General features: G+C 56.7%; 24 protein-coding genes and 1 pseudogene. 2 read left to right on the plus strand and 23 right to left on the minus strand.

The annotated features are described in order from the left end of the window. Window positions 1-3: 3 nt before the first annotated feature. The 16 genes and pseudogenes from nuoK to ACFCXQ_RS11185 all read right to left on the minus strand — a co-directional run bounded on the left by nuoK (window position 4) and on the right by ACFCXQ_RS11185 (window position 12,876). Complete coding sequence (nuoK, locus tag ACFCXQ_RS11110) at window positions 4-309, minus strand: NADH-quinone oxidoreductase subunit NuoK (RefSeq protein WP_379550576.1); 306 nt, start codon at window positions 307-309, stop codon at window positions 4-6. After that, complete coding sequence (locus tag ACFCXQ_RS11115; RefSeq protein ID WP_379550578.1) at window positions 306-926, minus strand: NADH-quinone oxidoreductase subunit J; 621 nt, start codon at window positions 924-926, stop codon at window positions 306-308. The genes nuoK and ACFCXQ_RS11115 overlap by 4 nt, the downstream gene beginning before the upstream one ends. 27 nt (window positions 927-953) lie before the next feature. Further along, a complete protein-coding gene (gene nuoI / locus ACFCXQ_RS11120) occupies window positions 954-1,442 on the minus strand; it encodes an NADH-quinone oxidoreductase subunit NuoI (RefSeq protein ID WP_379550580.1) in 489 nt (162 codons plus the stop codon). Further along, window positions 1,439-2,494 (minus strand): NADH-quinone oxidoreductase subunit NuoH, encoded by a 1,056-nt coding sequence (nuoH, locus tag ACFCXQ_RS11125; protein ID WP_379550582.1) that lies wholly within the window; start codon window positions 2,492-2,494, stop codon window positions 1,439-1,441. The genes nuoI and nuoH overlap by 4 nt, the downstream gene beginning before the upstream one ends. 169 nt (window positions 2,495-2,663) lie before the next feature. After that, window positions 2,664-4,679 (minus strand): NADH-quinone oxidoreductase subunit NuoG, encoded by a 2,016-nt coding sequence (gene nuoG, locus ACFCXQ_RS11130; RefSeq protein ID WP_379550584.1) that lies wholly within the window; start codon window positions 4,677-4,679, stop codon window positions 2,664-2,666. 33 nt (window positions 4,680-4,712) lie between these two features. Further along, the gene (locus ACFCXQ_RS11135) at window positions 4,713-5,096 is read right to left on the minus strand and encodes a hypothetical protein (RefSeq protein WP_379550585.1); all 384 of its coding nucleotides are present in this window, start codon (window positions 5,094-5,096) and stop codon (window positions 4,713-4,715) included. Between the two features lie 335 nt (window positions 5,097-5,431). Beyond that, the gene (gene nuoF, locus ACFCXQ_RS11140) at window positions 5,432-6,727 is read right to left on the minus strand and encodes an NADH-quinone oxidoreductase subunit NuoF (RefSeq protein WP_379550587.1); all 1,296 of its coding nucleotides are present in this window, start codon (window positions 6,725-6,727) and stop codon (window positions 5,432-5,434) included. Continuing rightward, complete coding sequence (locus tag ACFCXQ_RS11145) at window positions 6,724-6,867, minus strand: hypothetical protein (protein ID WP_379550589.1); 144 nt, start codon at window positions 6,865-6,867, stop codon at window positions 6,724-6,726. The genes nuoF and ACFCXQ_RS11145 overlap by 4 nt, the downstream gene beginning before the upstream one ends. Before the next feature lie 91 nt (window positions 6,868-6,958). After that, window positions 6,959-7,129 (minus strand): hypothetical protein, encoded by a 171-nt coding sequence (locus ACFCXQ_RS11150; RefSeq protein ID WP_379554699.1) that lies wholly within the window; start codon window positions 7,127-7,129, stop codon window positions 6,959-6,961. Then, window positions 7,126-7,794 carry a complex I 24 kDa subunit family protein gene (locus tag ACFCXQ_RS11155; protein ID WP_379550591.1) on the minus strand — a complete coding sequence of 223 codons (669 nt, stop codon included), beginning with the start codon at window positions 7,792-7,794 and terminating at the stop codon, window positions 7,126-7,128. Before ACFCXQ_RS11155 ends, ACFCXQ_RS11150 begins: the two co-directional genes overlap by 4 nt. A 174-nt stretch (window positions 7,795-7,968) precedes the next feature. Then, complete coding sequence (locus ACFCXQ_RS11160) at window positions 7,969-9,186, minus strand: NADH-quinone oxidoreductase subunit D (protein WP_379550592.1); 1,218 nt, start codon at window positions 9,184-9,186, stop codon at window positions 7,969-7,971. Continuing rightward, on the minus strand, window positions 9,183-9,731 hold the full coding sequence (locus ACFCXQ_RS11165) for a hypothetical protein (RefSeq protein WP_379550594.1): 549 nt from the start codon (window positions 9,729-9,731) through the stop codon (window positions 9,183-9,185). Before ACFCXQ_RS11165 ends, ACFCXQ_RS11160 begins: the two co-directional genes overlap by 4 nt. Window positions 9,732-9,757: 26 nt before the next feature. Continuing rightward, window positions 9,758-10,369: pseudogene (locus tag ACFCXQ_RS11170) on the minus strand (NADH-quinone oxidoreductase subunit C); the annotation flags it as partial. Between the two features lies 1 nt (window position 10,370). Then, window positions 10,371-10,901, minus strand: a complete 531-nt coding sequence (locus ACFCXQ_RS11175; protein WP_379554640.1) for a NuoB/complex I 20 kDa subunit family protein — start codon at window positions 10,899-10,901, stop codon at window positions 10,371-10,373. Window positions 10,902-10,968: 67 nt separating this feature from the next. Further along, the gene (ndhC, locus tag ACFCXQ_RS11180) at window positions 10,969-11,343 is read right to left on the minus strand and encodes an NADH-quinone oxidoreductase subunit A (RefSeq protein WP_379550596.1); all 375 of its coding nucleotides are present in this window, start codon (window positions 11,341-11,343) and stop codon (window positions 10,969-10,971) included. Window positions 11,344-11,445: 102 nt separating this feature from the next. Beyond that, complete coding sequence (locus tag ACFCXQ_RS11185; protein WP_379550597.1) at window positions 11,446-12,876, minus strand: coniferyl aldehyde dehydrogenase; 1,431 nt, start codon at window positions 12,874-12,876, stop codon at window positions 11,446-11,448. 117 nt (window positions 12,877-12,993) lie between these two features. Between ACFCXQ_RS11185 and ACFCXQ_RS11190 the strand changes: the two genes are divergently transcribed. Next, a complete protein-coding gene (locus ACFCXQ_RS11190; protein ID WP_379550599.1) occupies window positions 12,994-14,190 on the plus strand; it encodes a thiolase family protein in 1,197 nt (398 codons plus the stop codon). A gap of 22 nt (window positions 14,191-14,212) precedes the next feature. On the opposite strand, the gene ACFCXQ_RS11195 is transcribed toward ACFCXQ_RS11190, so the two are convergent. Then, window positions 14,213-14,686: an SH3 domain-containing protein gene (locus ACFCXQ_RS11195; RefSeq protein WP_379550601.1), complete on the minus strand. Its 474-nt coding sequence runs from the start codon at window positions 14,684-14,686 to the stop codon at window positions 14,213-14,215. Window positions 14,687-14,811: 125 nt separating this feature from the next. On the opposite strand from ACFCXQ_RS11195, the gene ACFCXQ_RS11200 reads away from it, so the two are divergent. Then, on the plus strand, window positions 14,812-15,828 hold the full coding sequence (locus tag ACFCXQ_RS11200) for a 2-hydroxyacid dehydrogenase (RefSeq protein ID WP_379550603.1): 1,017 nt from the start codon (window positions 14,812-14,814) through the stop codon (window positions 15,826-15,828). Window positions 15,829-15,831: 3 nt separating this feature from the next. Here ACFCXQ_RS11200 and ACFCXQ_RS11205 read toward each other — a convergent pair whose 3' ends face one another. The 6 genes from ACFCXQ_RS11205 to prfB all read right to left on the minus strand — a co-directional run bounded on the left by ACFCXQ_RS11205 (window position 15,832) and on the right by prfB (window position 20,874). After that, window positions 15,832-16,284, minus strand: coding sequence for a GNAT family N-acetyltransferase (locus ACFCXQ_RS11205; protein WP_379550605.1), 453 nt, complete (start codon window positions 16,282-16,284; stop codon window positions 15,832-15,834). Window positions 16,285-16,295: 11 nt separating this feature from the next. Further along, window positions 16,296-17,084 (minus strand): enoyl-ACP reductase FabI, encoded by a 789-nt coding sequence (locus tag ACFCXQ_RS11210; RefSeq protein WP_379550607.1) that lies wholly within the window; start codon window positions 17,082-17,084, stop codon window positions 16,296-16,298. A gap of 31 nt (window positions 17,085-17,115) precedes the next feature. Beyond that, on the minus strand, window positions 17,116-18,345 hold the full coding sequence (gene fabB / locus ACFCXQ_RS11215; protein ID WP_379550609.1) for a beta-ketoacyl-ACP synthase I: 1,230 nt from the start codon (window positions 18,343-18,345) through the stop codon (window positions 17,116-17,118). 20 nt (window positions 18,346-18,365) lie between these two features. After that, entirely contained in the window at window positions 18,366-18,875 is a 510-nt protein-coding gene (gene fabA, locus ACFCXQ_RS11220; protein WP_379550610.1) for a bifunctional 3-hydroxydecanoyl-ACP dehydratase/trans-2-decenoyl-ACP isomerase, read from the minus strand. Window positions 18,876-19,015: 140 nt separating this feature from the next. Continuing rightward, on the minus strand, window positions 19,016-19,750 hold the full coding sequence (locus tag ACFCXQ_RS11225) for a class I SAM-dependent methyltransferase (protein ID WP_379550612.1): 735 nt from the start codon (window positions 19,748-19,750) through the stop codon (window positions 19,016-19,018). Continuing rightward, on the minus strand, window positions 19,747-20,874 hold the full coding sequence (gene prfB, locus ACFCXQ_RS11230) for a peptide chain release factor 2 (RefSeq protein WP_379550614.1): 1,128 nt from the start codon (window positions 20,872-20,874) through the stop codon (window positions 19,747-19,749). The genes ACFCXQ_RS11225 and prfB overlap by 4 nt, the downstream gene beginning before the upstream one ends. Between the last annotated feature and the right edge of the window lie 75 nt (window positions 20,875-20,949).

Consider the following 20,949-nt stretch of genomic DNA (forward strand, 5'->3'; position numbering starts at 1 on the left):
GGCTTATCCCTTCATCTGATTGACGTCATCGACGGCAATCGTACCGCGTCCGCGGAAGTAAATGACGAGGATGGCGAGGCCGATAGCAGCCTCCGCCGCGGCAACGGTCAGCACGAACATCGCAAACACCTGCCCCACGAGGTCGTTCAGGAATGCGCTGAAGCCGACGAGGTTGATGTTCACCGCGAGCAGGATCAGCTCAACCGACATCAGAATGACGATCACATTCTTGCGATTGATGAAAATGCCCAGCACACCCAGCACGAACAGGATCGCGCTGACGATGACGTAATGCTCAACGCCGATCATAGGTCGACCCCCTCGCCCACGGTGGGCTGCTTCAAGACGGTCGCATCACCCGGACGGCGTGCATTTTGCTTGGCGATATCCTGATGGCCGCGCGTGCTCTTGCTAGGCCGGTGTGTCAGCACAATCGCGCCGATCATCGCCACCAGCAGGATGATGCCCGCGATCTCAAACAGGAATATATAATCGGTGTAGAGCAATGCGCCGAGCGCCTCGATATTGCCCGCGCCCTCAAGTGGCGCCGTACTTGCCGAAGCTGTGCCGAGGTCCAATGCTCCGGCCTGATACGCGCCAATGCCCAGGATTAATTCTGCCAACAGGATCAGCGCCACGACCAGCCCGAGCGGGAAGTTGCGCACAAATCCAGCGCGCATCGCGGCGGTATCAATGTCGAGCATCATCACCACGAACAGGAACAACACGGCCACCGCACCAACGTAAACAATCACTAGCAACATCGCGATAAATTCTGCGCCCACGAGCACCATCAGACCCGCCGCATTGAAGAATGCGAGTATCAGCCACAGCACGGAATGCACCGGGTTGCGCGCGGTAATCACCATCACCGCCGACGCGATGAGCAATGCCGCAAACAGGTAAAAGGCTAAGGTCTGAATCATAATGCCCCGTCCAGGATTGCGCGCCGACTAGCGATAGGGCGCGTCGGCTTCAAGGTTTGCGGCGATCGCCCGCTCCCACTTGTCCCCGTTCGCCAGCAATTTCGCCTTGTCGTAGAGCAGCTCCTCGCGCGTTTCGGTAGAATATTCGAAGTTCGGCCCCTCAACCACGGCATCAACCGGGCACGCCTCTTGGCAGAACCCGCAATAGATGCACTTGGTCATGTCTATGTCATAGCGCGTAGTGCGGCGCGAACCATCATCGCGCGGCTCGCTCTCAATAGTGATCGCCTGCGCCGGGCACACCGCTTCGCAGAGCTTACATGCAATGCAACGCTCCTCGCCATTGGGATAGCGGCGCAAAGCATGCTCACCGCGAAAACGCGGGGACAGCGGGTTCTTCTCGAACGGATAGTTGATCGTGACTTTGGGCTTCCAAAGGTATTTGAAAGTCAACGCATGCGCCTTGAGGAATTCCCACAAGGTGAAGGATTTGATGAGTTGGGAAATGGAGGTCATAGCGGTGCATACCTCGTCAGCATGAGGTATCCTGAGATCAAGAGGACGAAAAGCAGGCTAAGCGGCAGGAACACTTTCCAGCCCAAACGCATCAGCTGGTCATAGCGATAACGAGGGACCGTCGCCCAGATCCAGCTGAACAGGAAGAAGAAGACGAACGTCTTGAGCAGGAACCAGACGATGCCCGGGATGTCGAACCACGGGATCCAATCAACGTTGAGCGGTGGCAGCCACCCACCAAAGAACAGGATAGTATTCAGCGAGCACATCAGCAGGATGTTAGCATACTCACCCAGCCAGAAGAGCGCGAAGCTCATCGAGCTATATTCGGTCTGATACCCCGCGACGAGCTCGGACTCGGCCTCGGTCAAATCAAACGGCGCGCGCTGCGTCTCTGCCAGACAGGAGATGAAGAACATCACCCACATCGGGAACAGTAGCGGATTAAAGAAATATCCGTTCACGATGCCCAGACCGTGGCCCTCTTGCGCGTTCACAATCTCGGTCAGGTTGAACGTTCCCGCCCACAGCACCACGCACACCAGAATAAAACCGATTGAGACCTCATAAGAGATCATCTGCGCGGCGGCACGCATCGCGGAGAAGAATGGGTATTTCGAGTTCGACGCCCAGCCCGCCATGACGATGCCGTAGACACCCAAAGAGCTGATCGCGAGGACATAAAGCAGCCCGACATTGATGTCCGACAGGACGACGCCCGCATCAAACGGGATCACCGCCCAAGCGAGCAGTGCAACCGTAAAGGTCACAATCGGTGCGAGCAGGAAGATACCCTTGTTCGCGGCGCTTGGAATGATTGTCTCTTGCAAGAAGACTTTGAGGCCATCGGCGAAGCTTTGCAGCAGGCCGAATGGGCCAACGACATTGGGCCCGCGCCGCAGCATCACCGCGCCGAGCACTTTGCGGTCGACGTAAATCACCATGGCGACTGCTAACATCACCGGGAATGCGATCAACAAAATGCCCGAGACAGTCGCGACAAACCACGCCCATTCATAGGTCATGCCGAGAGATTGGAAGAATTCGGTCATTAGTCTCCGTCTCCTCCGCAGCTGCCTTCGCCGTAAGAACCACCTGACGCGCTAGAAGAACCGGCGTCTGGTCTCCCTCCAATTCGCTCCAAGAAAAACGGAGCGAATTTTGCGAGACAAAGCAGAATAATCAGAAGTACGCCTGCGCCTCCAAAGAGTACTAGAACACTCACTCTGCCGCCTCCTTCAGCTCGTCACCGTGAAGCAATTCAGCCGAACATTGCTGCATCACAGTACTGGCGCGGGCGATGGGATTGGTGAGATAGAAATCCTTGATGGGATAACCCGCAATCACGCCCTCCGCTTTCGCTTTGCTGTCAGCCTTCGGAAGCGCGCCGTAATCGGCCAGACCCTCTTCACCCAGCGCAGGAACTTCCGCGATCATAGCGCTTTGCAATTCGGCAAAACTATTGAAGCCCACATCCACTTTCAGAGCATCCGCAAGCGCGCGCAGGATCGTCCAATCCTCACGCGCGTCACCTGGTGCAAACACGGCCTTCTCGGCGAACTGAACGCGACCTTCTGTGTTGACGTAAGTGCCGTCCTTCTCGGCATAAGACGCGGCGGGCAGAATGATATCCGCCGCATGTGCGCCCTTGTCGCCGTGATGCCCGATATAGACCTTGAGACTGTCGGCGAACGGCTCGAAATCCATCTCATCCGCACCGAGTGACACAACAACTTTCGGTTTGGCGGCGTGGATATCGGCCATGCCCCCAGCCTGCGCAAAGCCGAGCATCAAACCGCCCATCCGTGCGGCCGAGAAATGCAGCACGTTGAACCCGTTCCAGCCGTCTTTAACGACGCCGAGCTTGTCCGCCGCAGCCAGCGCACCGTGAAGCGCACCTTTCGCAAGCGCCGCGCCGCCCAGGATCATCGCTGGGCGCTCAGCCGCCTTGAACACGTCGGTCACTTCGCTTGGAAGCTTCGAAAGAACCGCCAGATCATTACCCAGGAAGGTCGCAGGATACGTCGTGTCCCATTCCGGCCCGACCACAAAGACCTTAGCACCGTGCTTCACCGCTTTGCGTAGGCGGGTGTTCACCAGCGGCGCTTCCCAGCGGACATGACTGCCCACGATGAGAATAGCATCAGCGGACTCAATACCCGCGAGAGTCGAGTTGAAATTGACCGCTGCAAGGTTCGATACGTCATAATCCATGCCGGTCTGACGGCCCTCGATCAGGCTCGAGCCGCTTGCTTTCAGGAGCGCCTTGGCCGCAAACATCGTCTCGCAATCGACCATATCGCCAGCAACCGCCGCTATGCTGGAAGTGTTGCCCTTCAGCTGCTTGGCGACCGCCTTAAAGGCCTCGTCCCAACTGCCTTCAGTCAGCTTGCCCCGCTTACGCAGATAAACCTTGTCGAGGCGCCGCTTGGTCAGGCCATCGACCTGATAGCGCGCCTTGTCCGAAATCCACTCTTCATTGACGTCATCATTGACGCGCGGAAGCGCACGCATGATTTCGCGGCCTCGGCTATCGAGGCGGATATTCGCTCCCACCGCATCAGAAACATCGATGCTGAGCGTTTTCTTGAGCTCCCACGGACGCGCCTCAAAAGCATAAGGGCGTGATGTCAGCGCGCCAACGGGGCATAGATCGATCACATTGGCGCTCATCTCATGCGCCGCAGCCTGCTCGAGATATGTCGTGATCTGCATGTCCTCGCCGCGGTAAAGCGCGCCAATCTCGTCCACTCCCGCGACCTCTTCAGAGAAACGCACGCAGCGTGTGCAATGAATGCAGCGGGTCATGACCGTCTTGATCAGCGGCCCCATGTACTTTTCGCTCACGGCGCGCTTGTTCTCGTCATAACGCGTCGCGCCGCGACCATAGGTCATGGACTGATCTTGCAGGTCGCACTCGCCGCCCTGATCGCAAATTGGGCAATCAAGCGGATGATTAATCAGCAGAAATTCCATCACGCCTTCGCGCGCAGTCTTTACCATCTCACTGTCGGTGCGGATTTCCTGACCATCGGCGGCAGGCAGTGCACAGCTTGCCTGAGGCTTGGGCGGACCCGGTGCGACTTCAACCAGACACATGCGGCAATTGCCCGCAATGCTCAGGCGTTCGTGATAGCAGAAACGCGGGATTTCCTTGCCCGCAAGCTCGCACGCCTGCAGCACAGTCGCGCCTGCTGGGACTTCGATCTCTTCGCCGTCTACGGTGACTTTAGGCATCGAATATGTCCCTTAGAGAAAGCGGCGAGAATTTCATGATTGATCTTTCTTAAGCGCATCGATTTGGCTCAGCGTGCGGTACAGACCATGTGCAAGCAGTGCGCGCAGAGATGTCTTGTCGAAACTGACCTCGACGCCGTCCGTTAGACAGGGGCCAAGTAGAGGCACAATACTTCGTATTGCAGCCGTCTCTCTATCGCTCTCTGGCTCCGCTTCGATAAGGTCATAAACCAGCATGCCACCGGCTTGTGCAACACAAAGGCCGATCATCTCGCTTCCATTACGTGGCGATAGTTGCGGCGACTGCCAATCGTCGTGAGTCAGGTCTGAAATCCGTACGATGTCGTTCTCGTCAATCCGATCTTGAATGAAAAACTCTGAGAATCCACTGACTGCGGTCACAGGATCATATGACATTTTCATGTTGCCGAAGTTCGAGAAGCAGTCTTGCGTCCGGGAATCGCCATAAGAGTACTCGGGCAGCACTTTCCCGACAGCCTGCAACTGCTCGTCACTCCTAAACGGAAGTTCCAACAGCTCAGATGCACGCAACCTATTTAGCGACGCCACGCAGCGGAAATAAGCGCTAAGCGCTGGACGAACAGACTTTGAGTGACGCGGGTCAAATCTCTTGCTTAGACCCCTGTCTGAGCGATCAATCAACGAACCGGTTGGTGGATCGGCCAGCGCGGGAGAAGCTGATACGAATCCGCACATCAGCGCAGCGGGCAAGAATGTAGCAAGCAAAGTCCTCACTCCGCCGCCTCCGCGAATTGCGCATTGTGCTCATGTATGCGGCGCTCCAGCTCGGGGCGAAAGTGTCGGATCAAGCCCTGAATTGGCCAGGCCGCTGCATCGCCAAGCGCACAGATCGTATGGCCTTCCACCTGCTTGGTGACCTGTTGCAGCATATCGATCTCTTCAATCGCGGCATCGCCGGTGCGGAGTCGTTCCATCATACGCCACATCCACCCGGTGCCCTCGCGGCAAGGTGTGCACTGGCCGCAGCTTTCGTGTTTGTAGAAGTAACTAAGCCGCGAAATCGCGCGGACGATATCGGTGGACTTGTCCATCACGATCACAGCCGCCGTGCCGAGGCCCGAGCCGAGTTCTTTCAACCCGTCAAAGTCCATCGGCGCGTCCATAATCTGCTCGGCAGGCACAAGCGGAACCGACGAACCACCTGGAATCACTGCGAGAAGGTTATCCCAACCGCCTGTGATCCCGCCACAATGCTTCTCAATCAGCTCGCGGAAAGGAATGCTCATTTGCTCTTCCACCACACATGGCTTTTCAACATGGCCGCTGATCTGGAAAAGTTTTGTCCCGTGGTTACCCTCACGGCCAAAGCTGTTGAACCAGCTCGCGCCGCGCCGCAGGATCGTTGGCACAACTGCGATGCTCTCAACATTGTTAACGGTGGTCGGGCAGCCATAGAGGCCAGCGCCGGCCGGAAACGGTGGCTTGAGGCGTGGCTGGCCCTTTTTGCCCTCAAGGCTTTCGATCATCGCGGTTTCTTCACCGCAAATGTAAGCCCCAGCACCGCGATGCATGAATACATCGAAATCATAGCCTGAACCGCTAGCGTTTTTGCCGATCAGACCGGCTGCATTGGCCTCATCAATCGCCTTCTGAAGCGTTTCAGCCTCGCGGATATACTCGCCGCGAATGTAGATATAGGCCGCCCGCGCGCGCATCGCGAAACCGGCAACCAGTGCTCCTTCGATCAGTTTGTGCGGGTCATGGCGAATAATCTCGCGGTCTTTACAAGAACCGGGCTCTGACTCGTCGGCATTGATAACGAGAAAACTAGGACGACCATTCTTACTTTCCTTAGGCATGAATGACCATTTCAGGCCGGTCGGAAAACCCGCCCCGCCCCGTCCGCGCAGGCCGGACGCCTTTATCTCGTCGATTATCGCATCATTGCCGCGCTCGATCAGCGCCTTGGTATTGTCCCAATCGCCGCGCGCTTGCGCCGCCTTCAGCCCCCAATCCTGGAAGCCGTAGACGTTCGTGAAAATGCGATCTTTATCCTGAAGGCTCATACGTAACCACCAAACACCAGGAGCGCGACACCGCCCAAAATTGCAAGCAACGCCAACGTTTTGACAATGCCCTTAAGCACTTTCCAAGCGATGACCACAGCGATCACCGCGACAGCAATTGTTGCCCACGAATATTCCATTACTTTTCATCACCCTCTCTGTTCGAGAGCGCAAGAAAGACCACGCCGAGCGCAATCACGACGGAGCCAAGGGCGATCCAGACTGCGACATTCATGGTTTGTCGCTCCCCAGAAGCTGGCGTAAAGCGCCGAAGCCGCCGAAGAGGAAGCCCAATAGGATCCAGACCATCCAGCCATCCCCGCTGATGAATTTGAATACTCCGAGTGCGAGAAAGACCAGGCCGATTATGCCGCCGCCAAGATTAGCCTTATTGCCCATCACCAATCACTCCGATAATCGTGATTGGTGTCGGCCATCTCTTTAAGATTGCTAAGAGCATTCGCTGGCTCTGAAGTGTGACGACCGGGCTCTTGCGTGCCAGGCTTGGGCTGCTCACCTTTGGCCAGCGCATCTAGCACCGCGTCAAGCCGCTCAACCGTCAGATCTTCGTAATTGTCATCATTGATCTGAACCATGGGTGCGGTCGCGCAATTGCCCATGCACTCGACCTCAGTGAGGGTCCAAAGGCCATCCTCGGACACTTCGCCCTTCGCCATACCACGCTTCTTGCAGGCCGAAATAATATCGTCCGACCCGCGCAGCATGCAGGGGGTCGTCCCGCAGACCTGCACATGATATTTCCCAACGGGCTTCATGTTGTACATGAAATAGAAGGTCGCGACCTCGAGCACACGAATGACCGGGACGTCGATGTAGGCCGCAACATATTCGATCACCGGCAGCGGGAGCCAGCCTTGCGTGTCGGTCTCCGCCCCAACCTGACGCTGCGCCAGATCGAGCAGCGGCATCACAGCCGATTTCTGGCGGCCCTCCGGATATTTGGCGATATGCCAATCGGCGGTCTTCTTGTTCTCTTTTGTCCACGCAAAAGAGCCCCAGCGCTCGCGGAGTTCCGGTGTGTCGGGTGCGGGTGTACGGTCAGCCATTTCTGCTCAACCTGTTCTGTAGAAAACGACCTGCGTAAAGGCCAATGACAGCTGCGCCGGCGGTCGAGAAGACCTCCTTGCGCGGCGCTTCGCCATGGAAAAGCACAAGATATGCCGCAATTGCAGCTGCAAAGACGCCGAAGCTGGCAAAGAGTATGAAGAGCTCACGGAGGATCACCGGTCACACTCCCCAAACACCACATCAATCGCTCCCAGTATGGCGGTTGCGTCGGGCAGCATGTGGCCTTTGCACATAAAGTCCATGGCTTGCAGGTGGCTAAATGCGGTTGGGCGGATCTTGCAGCGATAGGGTTTGTTCGTCCCGTCGCTCACCAAATATACGCCAAATTCGCCCTTGGGGCTTTCAGTCGCGACGTAAACTTCGCCAGCAGGTACGTGAAAGCCCTCGGTGTAGAGCTTAAAGTGATGGATCAGAGCTTCCATCGACTGCTTCATCTCGCCGCGCTTGGGCGGGGAGACTTTGCGATCATCCGAGCAAACCTCGCCTTCAGGCATTTCTTTGAGGCACTGACGGATGATCTTGGCGCTCTCGTAGATCTCTTTGACGCGGACCATAAAGCGGTCATAGCAATCCGAATTTGTGCCCACCGGAATGTCAAATTCCATGCGGTCATAGACGTCATAAGGCTGCGATTTGCGCAGATCCCACGGGATGCCCGCCGCGCGGATCATTGGCCCGCTAAAGCCCCAGCTGAGCGCGTCTTCCTTGCTCACCACAGCGATATCGACATTGCGCTGCTTAAAGATGCGATTGTCGATCACCAGGCTCATCGCGTCTTCAAACAATTGGAAGAAGCGATTGTCGAGCCACTCGCCAATATCGACCAGCAGCTTTTCCGGCACATCTTGATGCACACCGCCCGGGCGGAACCATGCCATATGCATGCGTGCGCCAGAAGCTCGCTCGAAGAAATTGAGGCAATCTTCGCGCAAATCCATGATCCACAGGTTCGGCGTGAAGGCCCCTACGTCCAAAACATGCGCGCCCATATTGAGCATGTGATTGCAGATGCGGGTAAGTTCGGCGAAGAGCACACGCAGATACTGTCCGCGCTCCGGCACCTCGAGATTGAGCAGCTTTTCAATCGCCAACACATAGCTGTGTTCCTGACACAGCGGAGAGCAGTAATCGAGCCGGTCGAAATACGGCAGCGCCTGTAGGTAAGTCTTGTTTTCAATCAGTTTTTCAGTGCCGCGATGGAGCAAACCGACATGCGGGTCGATCCGCTCGATGATCTCGCCATCAAGCTCCATCACCATGCGCAACACGCCGTGCGCCGCAGGGTGCTGAGGCCCGAAGTTAATCGTATAATTGGTGATCGTTTCATCGCCAGTTGTCGGCGATTCTTCGATTTGCAATCCATTGTTCATGAGCACACCCATCGGCCATCGAAGATGTTCTGCTGGCCGTTATCGTCAGTCACCGTCATTCTTGCGGCATCGCTATCAGCGCCACTATCATTGCGCGCAACCGACACGGCAAATCCTTCGCCTTGAAACCCTGTTCCGCTCTTGATCAGATTATAGCCGCCGGGAGGGGCATCAAGGACCAGCAATTGTCCGCCTAGTCGCACGACCGCCTTACCCGGTATTGAGCGATCTTCCGGCGCGGCAGCGATTAGCATTTCTGTGCTGCCCGTAGCAAAGGTACAGCCCCCTGCCCGCGGTCCCAAATCGACATCAGCGATATTACCGAGCTTTTCAGGTGCCAGAACATTGGTTTGCGGCGCCGGCGCTCCTTCCACTGCGCTTGTGACGACCGCCTGCCCCGGCGTAGCGGCCTGTTCAGCAGGAGCAGCACTCGTAGCGGTACCCACACGCGCGGCAAATTCGTCGACCGTCTCCGGTTCTGCCGGTGCGTCATTGCACGCGGCGAGGCCTATTGCTGGCATCAGTATAATTGCGCGCCAGCTCACTTCTCTTCACCCTCACCTTTTTCAGCCGCCTTCTCATCACCGGGAAGGACATAGTCGCTGCCTTCCCACGGGCTAAGGAAGTCGAATTGTCGTAGGTCTTGTGCGAGTTCGACCGGTTCATAAACAACCCGCTTTTCCTCTTCGGAATAGCGCAGTTCGGTATAGCCCGTCAGCGGGAAGTCCTTACGGAATGGATGCCCTTCGAAACCGTAGTCGGTAAGAATGCGGCGCAGATCGGTATTTCCGTCGAACAGCACACCATACAAGTCGAACACTTCGCGCTCGAGCCAGCCAGCGTTGGGCCAAAGTGTGGTGACAGTCGGCACAGGTGTATCCTCTGCCGCACTCACCTTGACCATGATGCGGTTGTTCTTGGTCACGCTCAGCAGCATGTAAACCACCTCAAAACGCTCAGCGCGCTCCGGAAAGTCAACGCCGGCAATTTCCATCAATTGCTGGTATTCGTGGTCGTCTCGCAGAGTGCGCAGCACGTCTTCAATAGCTTCGCGCTTCACGGTGAAGATTAGCTCGCCATGCGCCTCTTCGGTCGCGACGAGATGCTCGCCAAGCGCCTTGCCAAGCGTGCTTGCAAGCCCGTCAATCTGAGTGAATTTTGGTGCGGAATGAAGGACGGTCATATCAACGTTCAATCGTGCCGATACGGCGGATCTTCCGCTGCAATTGCATTACGCCGTATAGCAGCGCTTCCGCTGTTGGCGGGCATCCTGGCACATAGATATCAACCGGCACAATGCGGTCGCAGCCGCGTACCACCGAATAGCTATAGTGATAATAGCCGCCGCCATTGGCGCAGCTGCCCATGCTGATCACATATTTGGGATCAGACATCTGGTCATAAACCTTGCGCAGCGCTGGCGCCATCTTGTTGCACAGCGTGCCCGCCACAATCATTACATCAGACTGACGCGGGGACGCGCGTGGTGCGGCGCCGAAGCGCTCCATATCATAACGCGGCATGTTTACATGGATCATCTCCACCGCGCAGCATGCGAGGCCAAAAGTCATCCACCACAGTGAGCCTGTGCGGGCCCATTGAAACAGATCCTCAGTCGAAGTGACAAGGAAGCCCTTGTCATCAATCTCGGTCTGCAGCGCGTTGAAGTAATCGGCATCTGGCTGACGCACTTCGCCGCCTTGAGCGGTGGGCATCTGCGCTGCTGACAATTGATCAGCAGGAACCTGACTTGGCGTGATGATGGTGTTTTGCTGGCTCATATCAATCCCAATCAAGGGCTCCCATCTTCCACTCATAGGCAAGGCCGATGGCGAGGATTCCCAGGAAGATTACCATTCCGAACCAGCCCGTCCATCCGGTGTACTCTAGGCTGACTGCCCATGGAAACAGGAACGACGCCTCAAGATCGAACAGGATGAACGATATCGCAACGAGGTAAAAACGCACGTCAAACTGACTACGCGCATCGTCAAAGGCGGGAAATCCGCATTCATACTCGCTCAGCTTTTCAGCATCGGGATTGTGCGCACCAGTGAGGCGTGACACGCCCATCGGCAAAAACACAAATGCGGCAGACAATCCGGCCGCAATGATCAGAAAGATGAAAATCGGTAAATATTGGCTCAGATCAACCACAAACACATCCTAGAGCTCACGCAGATTTTCTGCGCCTCTAGGCCCCTCTCCGGCAAGGTGCAAGGGCGCGAATCGTGCAATCCGCGCCACTCGCGATGCAGCCTACTTCATCAAGCCTTTTACAGCCTTCACAGTTGCCGCTCCATAAGGCGGTTTGAACCCGCCCAATTTGGCCACATCGATCTTGGGCTGCGTATAGACACTGCGCGCGTGGCTAAACTCGCGAAAGCCCTCAATTCCGTGATAGCTGCCCATGCCCGATGGACCGACACCGCCGAACGGCAAATCTTCCATCGAGACGTGGAAAATGACATCATTCACGGTCACGCCGCCGGATATAGTACGTGTCAGTACGTGCTCCTGCTCTGCTTTGTCAGCGCCGAAATAATAGAGGCCAAGCGGACGGTCATTTTCGTTCACATAGTCAATCGCCTCATCCATGCTGCGATAAGTTTTTACAGGCAGGACCGGGCCAAAGATCTCTTCCTGCATCGCCTGCATATCTTCCGTCACATTCTTGAGGATAGTGAGCGGCATCTTGCGAGCATTGGTGTTTGAGAAGTCCTCATTACCGGGATTGACCTCAATCACTTCCGCGCCCTTGCCCTTCGCGTCTGCAACCATGGATTGTAGCCGGTCGAAGTGGCGATCCGTCACCACGCTGGCGTAGTCCTCATTGGCCAGCACGGTCGGATACATTGCCTCCGCACCTTGCGTGACGCCGCTGATTGCTTCGTCCTGCTTGCTTTCGGGCACATACATATAGTCAGGCGCAAGACAGATCTGACCGGCATTGAGCATCTTGCCCAGCGCGACGCGTTCACCAGCGGCGGCAAAGTCAGCGCTTTCGCCCATGAAGACTGGCGACTTGCCGCCTAGCTCTAACGTGACCGGAACGAGGTTCTTGGCGGCCGCCTCCATTACCTTGGCTCCGGTTGCGGTGGAGCCAGTAAAGACGAGGTGATCGAACGGCAGGCTGGAGAATGCCTGCGCGACATCAGGACCTCCAGTGAACACCGCGCATTCGTCAGGCGTGAAATATTCCTCGATCAGCTCTTTGGTGAGCATGCTTGTCTTTTCGGTAAATTCGCTCGGCTTGATCATTGCGCGATTGCCCGCCGCGAAAACTTGCATCAGCGGACCAAAGCTCAAGTTCACCGGGAAATTCCACGGGCTGAGAATACCAATGACACCCTTAGGCTCATACCGCACTTCGGCTTTGGCGCCGAGCAGGCCGAGTGGAAACTGAACGCTGCGCCTTTGCGTGCGTGACCATTTGTCGAGATGTTTGATGCAATATTTGCCGAATCCCACCGTGCCGGCAATGTCTGTGATCATCGACTGATGGGGTGAACGATTGCCAAAATCCGCAGCCATGGTTTTGCACAGATCCTCGCCATGCTCCTTGAGCAGCTTCATCGCGCGCTCAATGCGGTTGCGACGCATAGCAATTGGCTCAGGGCGCATTTGTGTGTGCGCGGCGCGCTGTTTGCGGAGGATGTCTTCCATCGCGTTCAATTGATTATCAGCCATCGTCTCTCTCCCAGCGGAATTTGAGCCATTTCAATCCACGGCCCATTTGCTATTGTTGCACCGCAACACTAAGTCGCGTTTCGCAACCGATATTCCAGAACCAGAGGATATACACAAGTGACCCAGTTCTCTTCAGCCGATCCTGTCGTCATTCTATCTTATGCGCGTACCCCGATGGGCGGCATGCAAGGTGCCCTTTCAGATGTCTCCGCAACGGACCTTGGTGCGACCGCCGTGAAGGCGGCGGTAGAGCGTTCCGGAGTCTCGGGTGATAAACTTGACCGCGCTTATATGGGCTGCGTCCTGCCCGCTGGCTTGGGTCAGGCCCCTGCCCGCCAGGCGATGGTCAAAGCTGGGCTGCCAAAATCAGTGCAAGCAACGACAGTGAATAAGGTCTGCGGCTCTGGCATGCAGACGGTCATCATGGGCGCAGAGGCGCTGGCGAGCGGCACTATTGATTATGTCGTCGCAGGCGGCATGGAGAGCATGACAAACGCGCCATACCTGCTCAAGAAGCATCGCTCTGGCGCGCGGCTTGGCCACGATACGACCTATGATCACATGTTCCTCGACGGTCTTGAAGACGCCTATGAGGAAGGACGCGCGATGGGCACTTTCGCTCAGGATACGGCAAATGATTATCAGATGACGCGCGAGGAGATGGACGATTATTCCATCGAAAGCCTGCGCCGCGCCAATGCCGCGATTGAAAGTGGAGCATTTGCCGATGAAGTGGTTCCAGTGACTTTCGCGACCCGCAAGGGCGATGTGACTGTCGATACTGACGAGGCACCCGGCAAAGGACGTCCGGACAAGATCCCACAACTGCGCGCGGCCTTTGCCAAGGACGGCACGATTACGGCTGCGACATCTAGCTCGATCTCAGATGGAGCGGCGGCAGTGGTGCTGACACGCGAAAGCGTCGCGAAAAAAAACGGGCAAGAGCCAGTTGCGAAGATAGTCGCGATGGCAGCCCACGCCCGCGAACCGAAAGATTTCACAATTGCTCCGGTCGGCGCGATTGAGAAGGTCCTGAAAAACGCGGGCTGGAGCGTTGACGAGGTCGAGCTTTGGGAAGTCAACGAAGCCTTCGCCTGCGTCGCCATGTTTGCGATGCGCGACATCGGCATCCCGCATGACAAGATCAACGTCAATGGCGGCGGCACTGCGCTTGGCCACCCTATCGGCGCGAGCGGTACGCGGATCATCGTGACACTGCTTAACGCACTGAAAAAGCAGGGCAAGACCAAGGGTGTTGCCAGTCTCTGCATTGGCGGCGGTGAGGCGACAGCTGTAGCTGTTGAAATCGCCTAGGCGGCATGTGGACGCGGCGAGTTTACGGCTCGCCGCTTCCCCAAAGCTGACCCTGCCGAACCCAACCTCGGCGGCCATCTACATCAATCTGGCACCAGCCTTCTTCGCAGCGCTCTAGTTTTGCGACAACACCAGGTGCCGCGCGCCATCTAATGTCTGCATCGTTCGCGCCCGATGCTCTAATTGCGGCCGGCTCTTCTCCTGTCACAATGATGCCACGTGCCGGGCTGAGCAGAGGGGCCGACACCCAACCCTGATCACCATGGGGGTCTTCGATCAACCGCCACCCCTCGAGCACACGCACAACTTTTACTGGTAGACCGGGACGGCGATACACCCATGCGATCTTATAATCCTTGCTTGGGCCTACCCGCATATTGAGGACAGTCGCGCTGTCGCGGATCGTTGCCCAATATGGCGTCTCCCGCGTCTGCGCAGCGGCGGGCGATGCTAAGGCGCCAGAAACAAGAGCAGCAAGACAGATCAAGAATCTCATGATGGAAAGCACTATCCCAATCGCCTGAGCCAGAGCAACAGCGCACAAACACTAATGCCGATTCGCCACGTTAATTGCTCTGCCATGCTTGACCGCTGCGGCATTCTCAGCCTAGCCCGCAAGTGATGACTGACGCCTCGCAAGCACCGACCAAACGTATCGAACACACGCCGCGCGTAGTTGTGACGCGTCACCTCTTGCCGGAGGTAGAGCAGCGAATGAGCGAGCTGTATGATACTGTGCTCAATACTCGGGATACGCCGCTGTCGCGTGATGAATTGGCGGCCGCGATGCGTGATTGCGATGTGTTGGTCCCTACCGTAACGGATCGTATAGATGCTGAGTTGCTGGAGCAGGCCGGCGAGCGCTTGGGTTTGATTGCAAGCTTTGGTGCAGGCACCGATCATATTGATCTGGAAGCGGCTTCGAAGCGCGGGCTGATGGTGACGAATACGCCTGGCGTTTTTACTGACGACACGGCTGATCTGGCGATGGCTGGTATTATCGGAGTTCCGCGCCGAATTCGCGAGGGCGTGGAGTTGATCCGCACAGGGCAATGGAGTGGTTGGACGCCCACCGCGCTGCTTGGGCGCAAGCTCGCGGGCAAAGTCCTGGGGGTTGTAGGCATGGGCCGGATCGGACAGGCTGTAGCGCACCGCGCCCGCGCATTCGGCCTTGAGATCGCATATCATAACCGCAAACCGCTGCCTGAGGCAGCTGAGCGGATGCTGGCCGCGCGCTATGTCGCGGAGCTGGATGATTTGCTTGCTGAGGCGGACATTGTCAGTTTGCATTGCCCGGCGAGTGAACAGACCCGCGGAATACTAGACGCACGGCGCATTAGCCTGATGAAACCTGGGAGCTGTTTGATTAACACGGCGCGCGGTGATCTGGTCGATTATGAAGCGCTGATTGAGGCTCTGGAAAGTGGTCATTTGGGGGGCGCTGGGCTGGATGTTTATCCTGACGAACCTAGTGTCGACCCGCGCCTCCTCAAGAGCCCCAATGTGATGACCCTGCCTCATATTGGCAGCGCGACCCAGGAAGGGCGCGAGGATTCTGGCCTAAAAGTTATCGCCAATATTCGCATGTGGGCAGACGGCCACCGCCCGCCGGATCAGGTTCTAACTGGTCTCGCCTAAGCGCTATAGGCGCTTTTCATAAAACCGATTGTCTCCATTGTCTTGGTAGCCTGCAAACGGGCCAATTTCGGTAAAGCCGAATGCCTGATAGAGCCTGTTAGCAGGCGTAAATGGCGCGCTGATTCCAGTCTCCAGTCTTACCGTTTGAAACCCGGCCTCGCGTGCCGCGTTAAGCAAATGTGTGAGCAAACCTTTACCAAGCCCTTTTCCGGCATATTCAGGGAGAGTGCGCATGCTCTTAATTTCAGCATAGTCATCATGTGAACGAAGCGCGCCGACAGCTTGCAGTTGCTCGCCATCCCACGCGCCAAAGATACAAATATCCGGCTCTCTCAAGCGCTCCAGATCAAACGCATAGGCCGTGCCCGGAGGTGACACTTCGAACATGTCGCGGTGGTGATATTCTAGCAGGCTGACTACCGCTGGATCATCAAGACTCGCTTGCGCAAAACGCATTGGCTACATCCCTAAAGATTATCGTGCTGTGGCATACCCAGAACGTGGAAACCACCATCGACGCGAATGATCTCACCAGTTGTGCATGCTCCTGCATCAGAGCAAAGATATACCGCGGTGCCGCCCACTGCTTCCAGCGTGGCATTCGCGCGGAGCGGCGCATTGGTCTCTGTGTGCTTCCACGTCTTGCGCGCGCCGCCAATGGCTGAGCCGGCCAGCGTTTTCATCGGGCCAGGGCTGACAGCATTGACCCGGATACCCTCGGGGCCAAGATCATTGGCGAGGTAGCGGACAGCGGCCTCGAGCGCAGCCTTGGCCACGCCCATTACGTTGTAATTCGGGGTAACGCGATTGGACCCCATATAGCTTAGGGTGAGTAGCGTGCCGCCATGCTCCACCATCATCGGATGCGCGCGCCGGGCAACTTCGATGAAGCTGTAAGCGGAGATATCCATCGAGTTTTTGAAGTTCTGACGCGAGGTGTTGAGAATGCGGCCAGTGAGCTCAGACTTGTCGGAAAAAGCCACCGCGTGAATGACGAAGTCAAGCCTGCTCCATCGTTCCTGTAGCGCATCGAAAGCGGCGTCCAGCGAAGCGTCGTCAGTTACGTCGACATCCAGCATGAAGTCCGAACCAACGCCCTCCGCAAGCGGCTTCAACCGTTTACCGAAAGCATCGCCTTGATAGGTGAATGCCAATTCGGCGCCAGCCTCAGCGCATGCTTTGGCAATACCCCAAGCTATTGAGCGATCGTTGGCGACACCCATCACGAGGCCGCGTTTTCCCGACAATACGCCCATGCTGCTGATCCCTTACCTAATGTGTGAACACTTATCCGTTGAATTTCGACATCAACATCGTGCCATTCGTTCCGCCAAAGCCAAACGAGTTGGTCATAACTGTATCAAGACCGGCATTCTCCACGAGCTCGGTGGCAATCTCGTCCGGCTTCAGCGCGGGATCCAGAGTTTCAACATTGATCGAAGGGATGATGAAATCATGCTCTAGCGCTAGCAGGCAATAGATTGCTTCCTGCGCGCCGGTGGCCCCCTGGCTGTGACCCGTCATTGACTTTGTAGAACTGACCGGCGGAGTCGTGCCATCGCCAAACACCCGGCGAACTGCCGCAATCTCACCAACATCACCGACCGGTGTCGAGGTGCCGTGAGCATTGATATAACTGATTGTGCGATCATTGCCGAGCGACTTGAGCGCCCCGCGCATAGAGCGCTCTCCGCCCTCGCCCGAAGGCGCGACCATGTCAGCACCGTCGGATGTGGCACAGAAGCCAGTGACTTCCGCATAGATTTTCGCGCCGCGCGCCTGTGCGTGTTCGAGCGCCTCAAGCACCACAATGCCCCCGCCGCCGCCGATAACAAAGCCGTCGCGATCAGCGTCGAATGCGCGAGAGGCACGCTCCGGCGTATCATTATATTTGCTCGACATGGCCCCCATCGCATCGAAAAGGCACGACAGCGTCCAGTCGAGCTCTTCGCCGCCACCGCCAAACATCACGTCCTGCTGACCCAGGGCGATTTGCTGTGCCGCCATGCCGATGCAATGAAGCGACGTAGAACAGGCCGAGGTGATCGAGAAGTTCATTCCCTTGATCTGGTAAGCCGTGGCGAGGTTCGCGCTTACCGTTGAGGACATGGTCTTGGGGACAGCGAAAGGCCCAATGCGCTTGGTCGCGCCAGTTTTCAGTACGGTCTGGTGTGCGGCAAGCATTGCCGAGGTAGAAGGACCACCCGAACCGGCGATAACCCCGGTCATCGGATTGATGACGTCCTTCTCTTCCAGGCCTGCATCGGCAATAGCCTGCCCCATTGCGATATGCGCATAGGCTGCGCCGGGCCCCATGAAACGCAGCGTGCGCTTGTCCACGTGTTCCGATAGGTCGAGATCCACCGCACCCGCAATTTGCGAGCGGAACCCATGTTCGGCCATGTCTTCATTGAAAGTGATGCCGGATCTGCCCGCTTTTAGCGAGGCAAGCACTTCTGAGGAATTATTGCCAATTGAGGAGACGATCCCCAACCCTGTTATGACGACGCGACGCATTACTTGTACCTCTGACTTGGTTACGCCTCTGAGAGGGCAACTTTCATGTCCTTCACTTGGTAAATGACCTCTCCGTCGGCCTCGACGCGGCCATCTGCCACGCCCATGGTCAAACGTCGGCTCTGCACCGCCTTGGTGAAATCCACATAATATTTGAGCATCTTGCGGTCTGGCCTGACCATGCCGGTCAGCTTGACCTCTCCGACGCCCAGAGCATAGCCGCGCCCCTGCCAACCACGCCAGCCCAGGTTAAACCCGGTAAGCTGCCACAGACCGTCCAGACCGAGGCAGCCGGGCATAATCGGGTTACCCGGAAAGTGGCAGTCGAAAAACCAGAGCTCGGGCTTGATGTCGAACTCCGCAACGACATGGCCCTTGCCATGTTCGCCGCCATCGCTGGAGATCTCGGTGATCCTATCCATCATCAGCATCGGGGGTTCGGGCAGCTGCGCGTTGCCAGGGCCAAATAATTCACCCCGCGCACATTTCAACAGCTCATCACGGTCAAAGCTGGTTGGGAAATCTGTCATTTCAGTCGGTCGTCCCCGCCCTGTTTTCGTCTATACTTGACTGCGCCTAGCACCCTGCCTTTGTGAGGAAAAGGGCGCATGAACATCTGCTCATAATTGAGCACTGATGCATAGGTTTTTTAGCTAGGAGGCCAAATTGCTCAGCCCGCTCCTTCGCCATTCACAACAGCCTCGCGGCATGGTTTGATTTCGCTCGGCTGCGGCCTTGTTTCAGCTCGGGTAAATTGGGCATAGTAACCCGCAAGCTCAGGTGCATTCTTGAATTTATCCAGTGTGTATCCGACCTGTTCAAATTCGCATGAGAGTAGCAATGGATCTATGCCGTGCTGGTCAGTGGGACGATCAACATCGACCACAATAACCTGCCCGCCTTCGCGCATGGCCGACCATAGCCGCCACAGGAACGCATAGGGTTCCTGAACTTCGTGATACATATGAACTAGGAATATGCGGTCAAAGCTATCCTCCGGCAGACGCGGATCATCAGGCGCGCCGAGCTTAATCGAAACATTCTCGAACCGTTCGCGCAGAACACGGTCACCGAGGCGGCTGAGTGCATCCTCATCAATGTCTTGCGCAAGCACCTTGCCCTCTTCGCCGACGCGCTCAGCGAGACGCACCGTGTAATAGCCGTTGCCGGCACCAATATCTGCAACAGTCATGCCCGGAGTAATCTCGGCGAGATCCATAACGGCCTGTGCTTCGCCGCGATTATCGCGCTCGGTCTCGGTCGAGAATTGGTTGGACGTTACGTTTGAAACCGGCCGGTCAGGCAGCGGAAACTCCAGTGCGGTCTCAGGGCGATCGGACGAGACCTCTTTGCAGCCCGTTAGGGTAGCACATGCGAGCGCAAAAGGGATCGCGAAGCGCATCATTCGACGTCTTCCACATCGACTGTTTCGCCAGTCACACGCTGCGCGAGCGCGGCCGAGATGTAGGGGTCGAGCGCTCCGTCGAGGACATCGTCTGGAGAGGATGAGGTCACCCCGGTGCGCAGATCTTTGACCATTTGATAAGGCTGCAAAACGTAGGACCGGATTTGGTGCCCCCAGCCAATCTCGCTCTTTTCCTGATACTCACCAGAGGCCGCCGCTTCACGCTCCGCCATCTCACGCTCAAACAGCCGCGCCTTGAGCATGTTCATCGCGGTTGCGCGGTTCTTGTGTTGGCTACGATCATTTTGGCTCGCAACCACAATACCGCTGGGCTGGTGGGTAATTCGCACAGCGCTATCGGTCGTGTTGACGTGCTGTCCGCCAGCCCCGCTAGCACGGTAAGTATCAATCTTGAGGTCCGCTGGATTGATATCAATGTCGATATCATCCTCGATTACTGGATAGACCCAGACCGAACTAAATGACGTGTGCCGCCGCGCGGAGCTGTCATAAGGGCTTATCCGGACAAGCCGGTGAACACCGCTCTCGGTCTTGGCATAACCGTAAGCGTTTTCACCTTTCAAAAGCAGTGTGGCGCTTTTGATACCGGCCTGATCACCCGCCTGATATTCAACAGTCTCGACTTTGAAGCCCCGGCGCTCAGCCCAGCGCCCGTACATCCGGAAGAGCATTTCAGCCCAATCTTGACTTTCGGTGCCGCCAGCACCTGCGTGGATTTCAAGGTATGTGTCATTGCCATCGGCTTCGCCCGACAGCAGCGCTTGAACCTTGTCGGCATCCGCCCGATCCGCGAGTTTTTCCAGACTTGCGAGCCCGTCCACCACAATATCATCATCGCCCTCGGCATCACCCATTTCGATGAATTCCACCGCATCGCTCATTTCAGATGATATCTCATTGACAGTGTTGACTGCGCTTTCCAATTGCTTCTGCTCACGGCTAATGGCCTGCGCTTCCTTCGGATTATCCCAAAGCGTCGGGTCTTGCACACGCGCATTCAGCTCATCGAGACGGCGCAAGGCTTGCTCCCAATCCAGCGATTGCCGGACTAGTTCCAAAGCTGCCTCGATACGATCAATGTTAGCCTGCCCCTCGGCACGCATAGCCCAATTCCTTCGTTACGCTACAATCGCGCAAATCCTGCGCCGCGTCTCGCTGTTCGCACTAATGAGAAGGCA

It is taken from the genome of Qipengyuania rhodophyticola, assembly GCF_042493225.1.
Lineage (GTDB): Bacteria > Pseudomonadota > Alphaproteobacteria > Sphingomonadales > Sphingomonadaceae > Erythrobacter.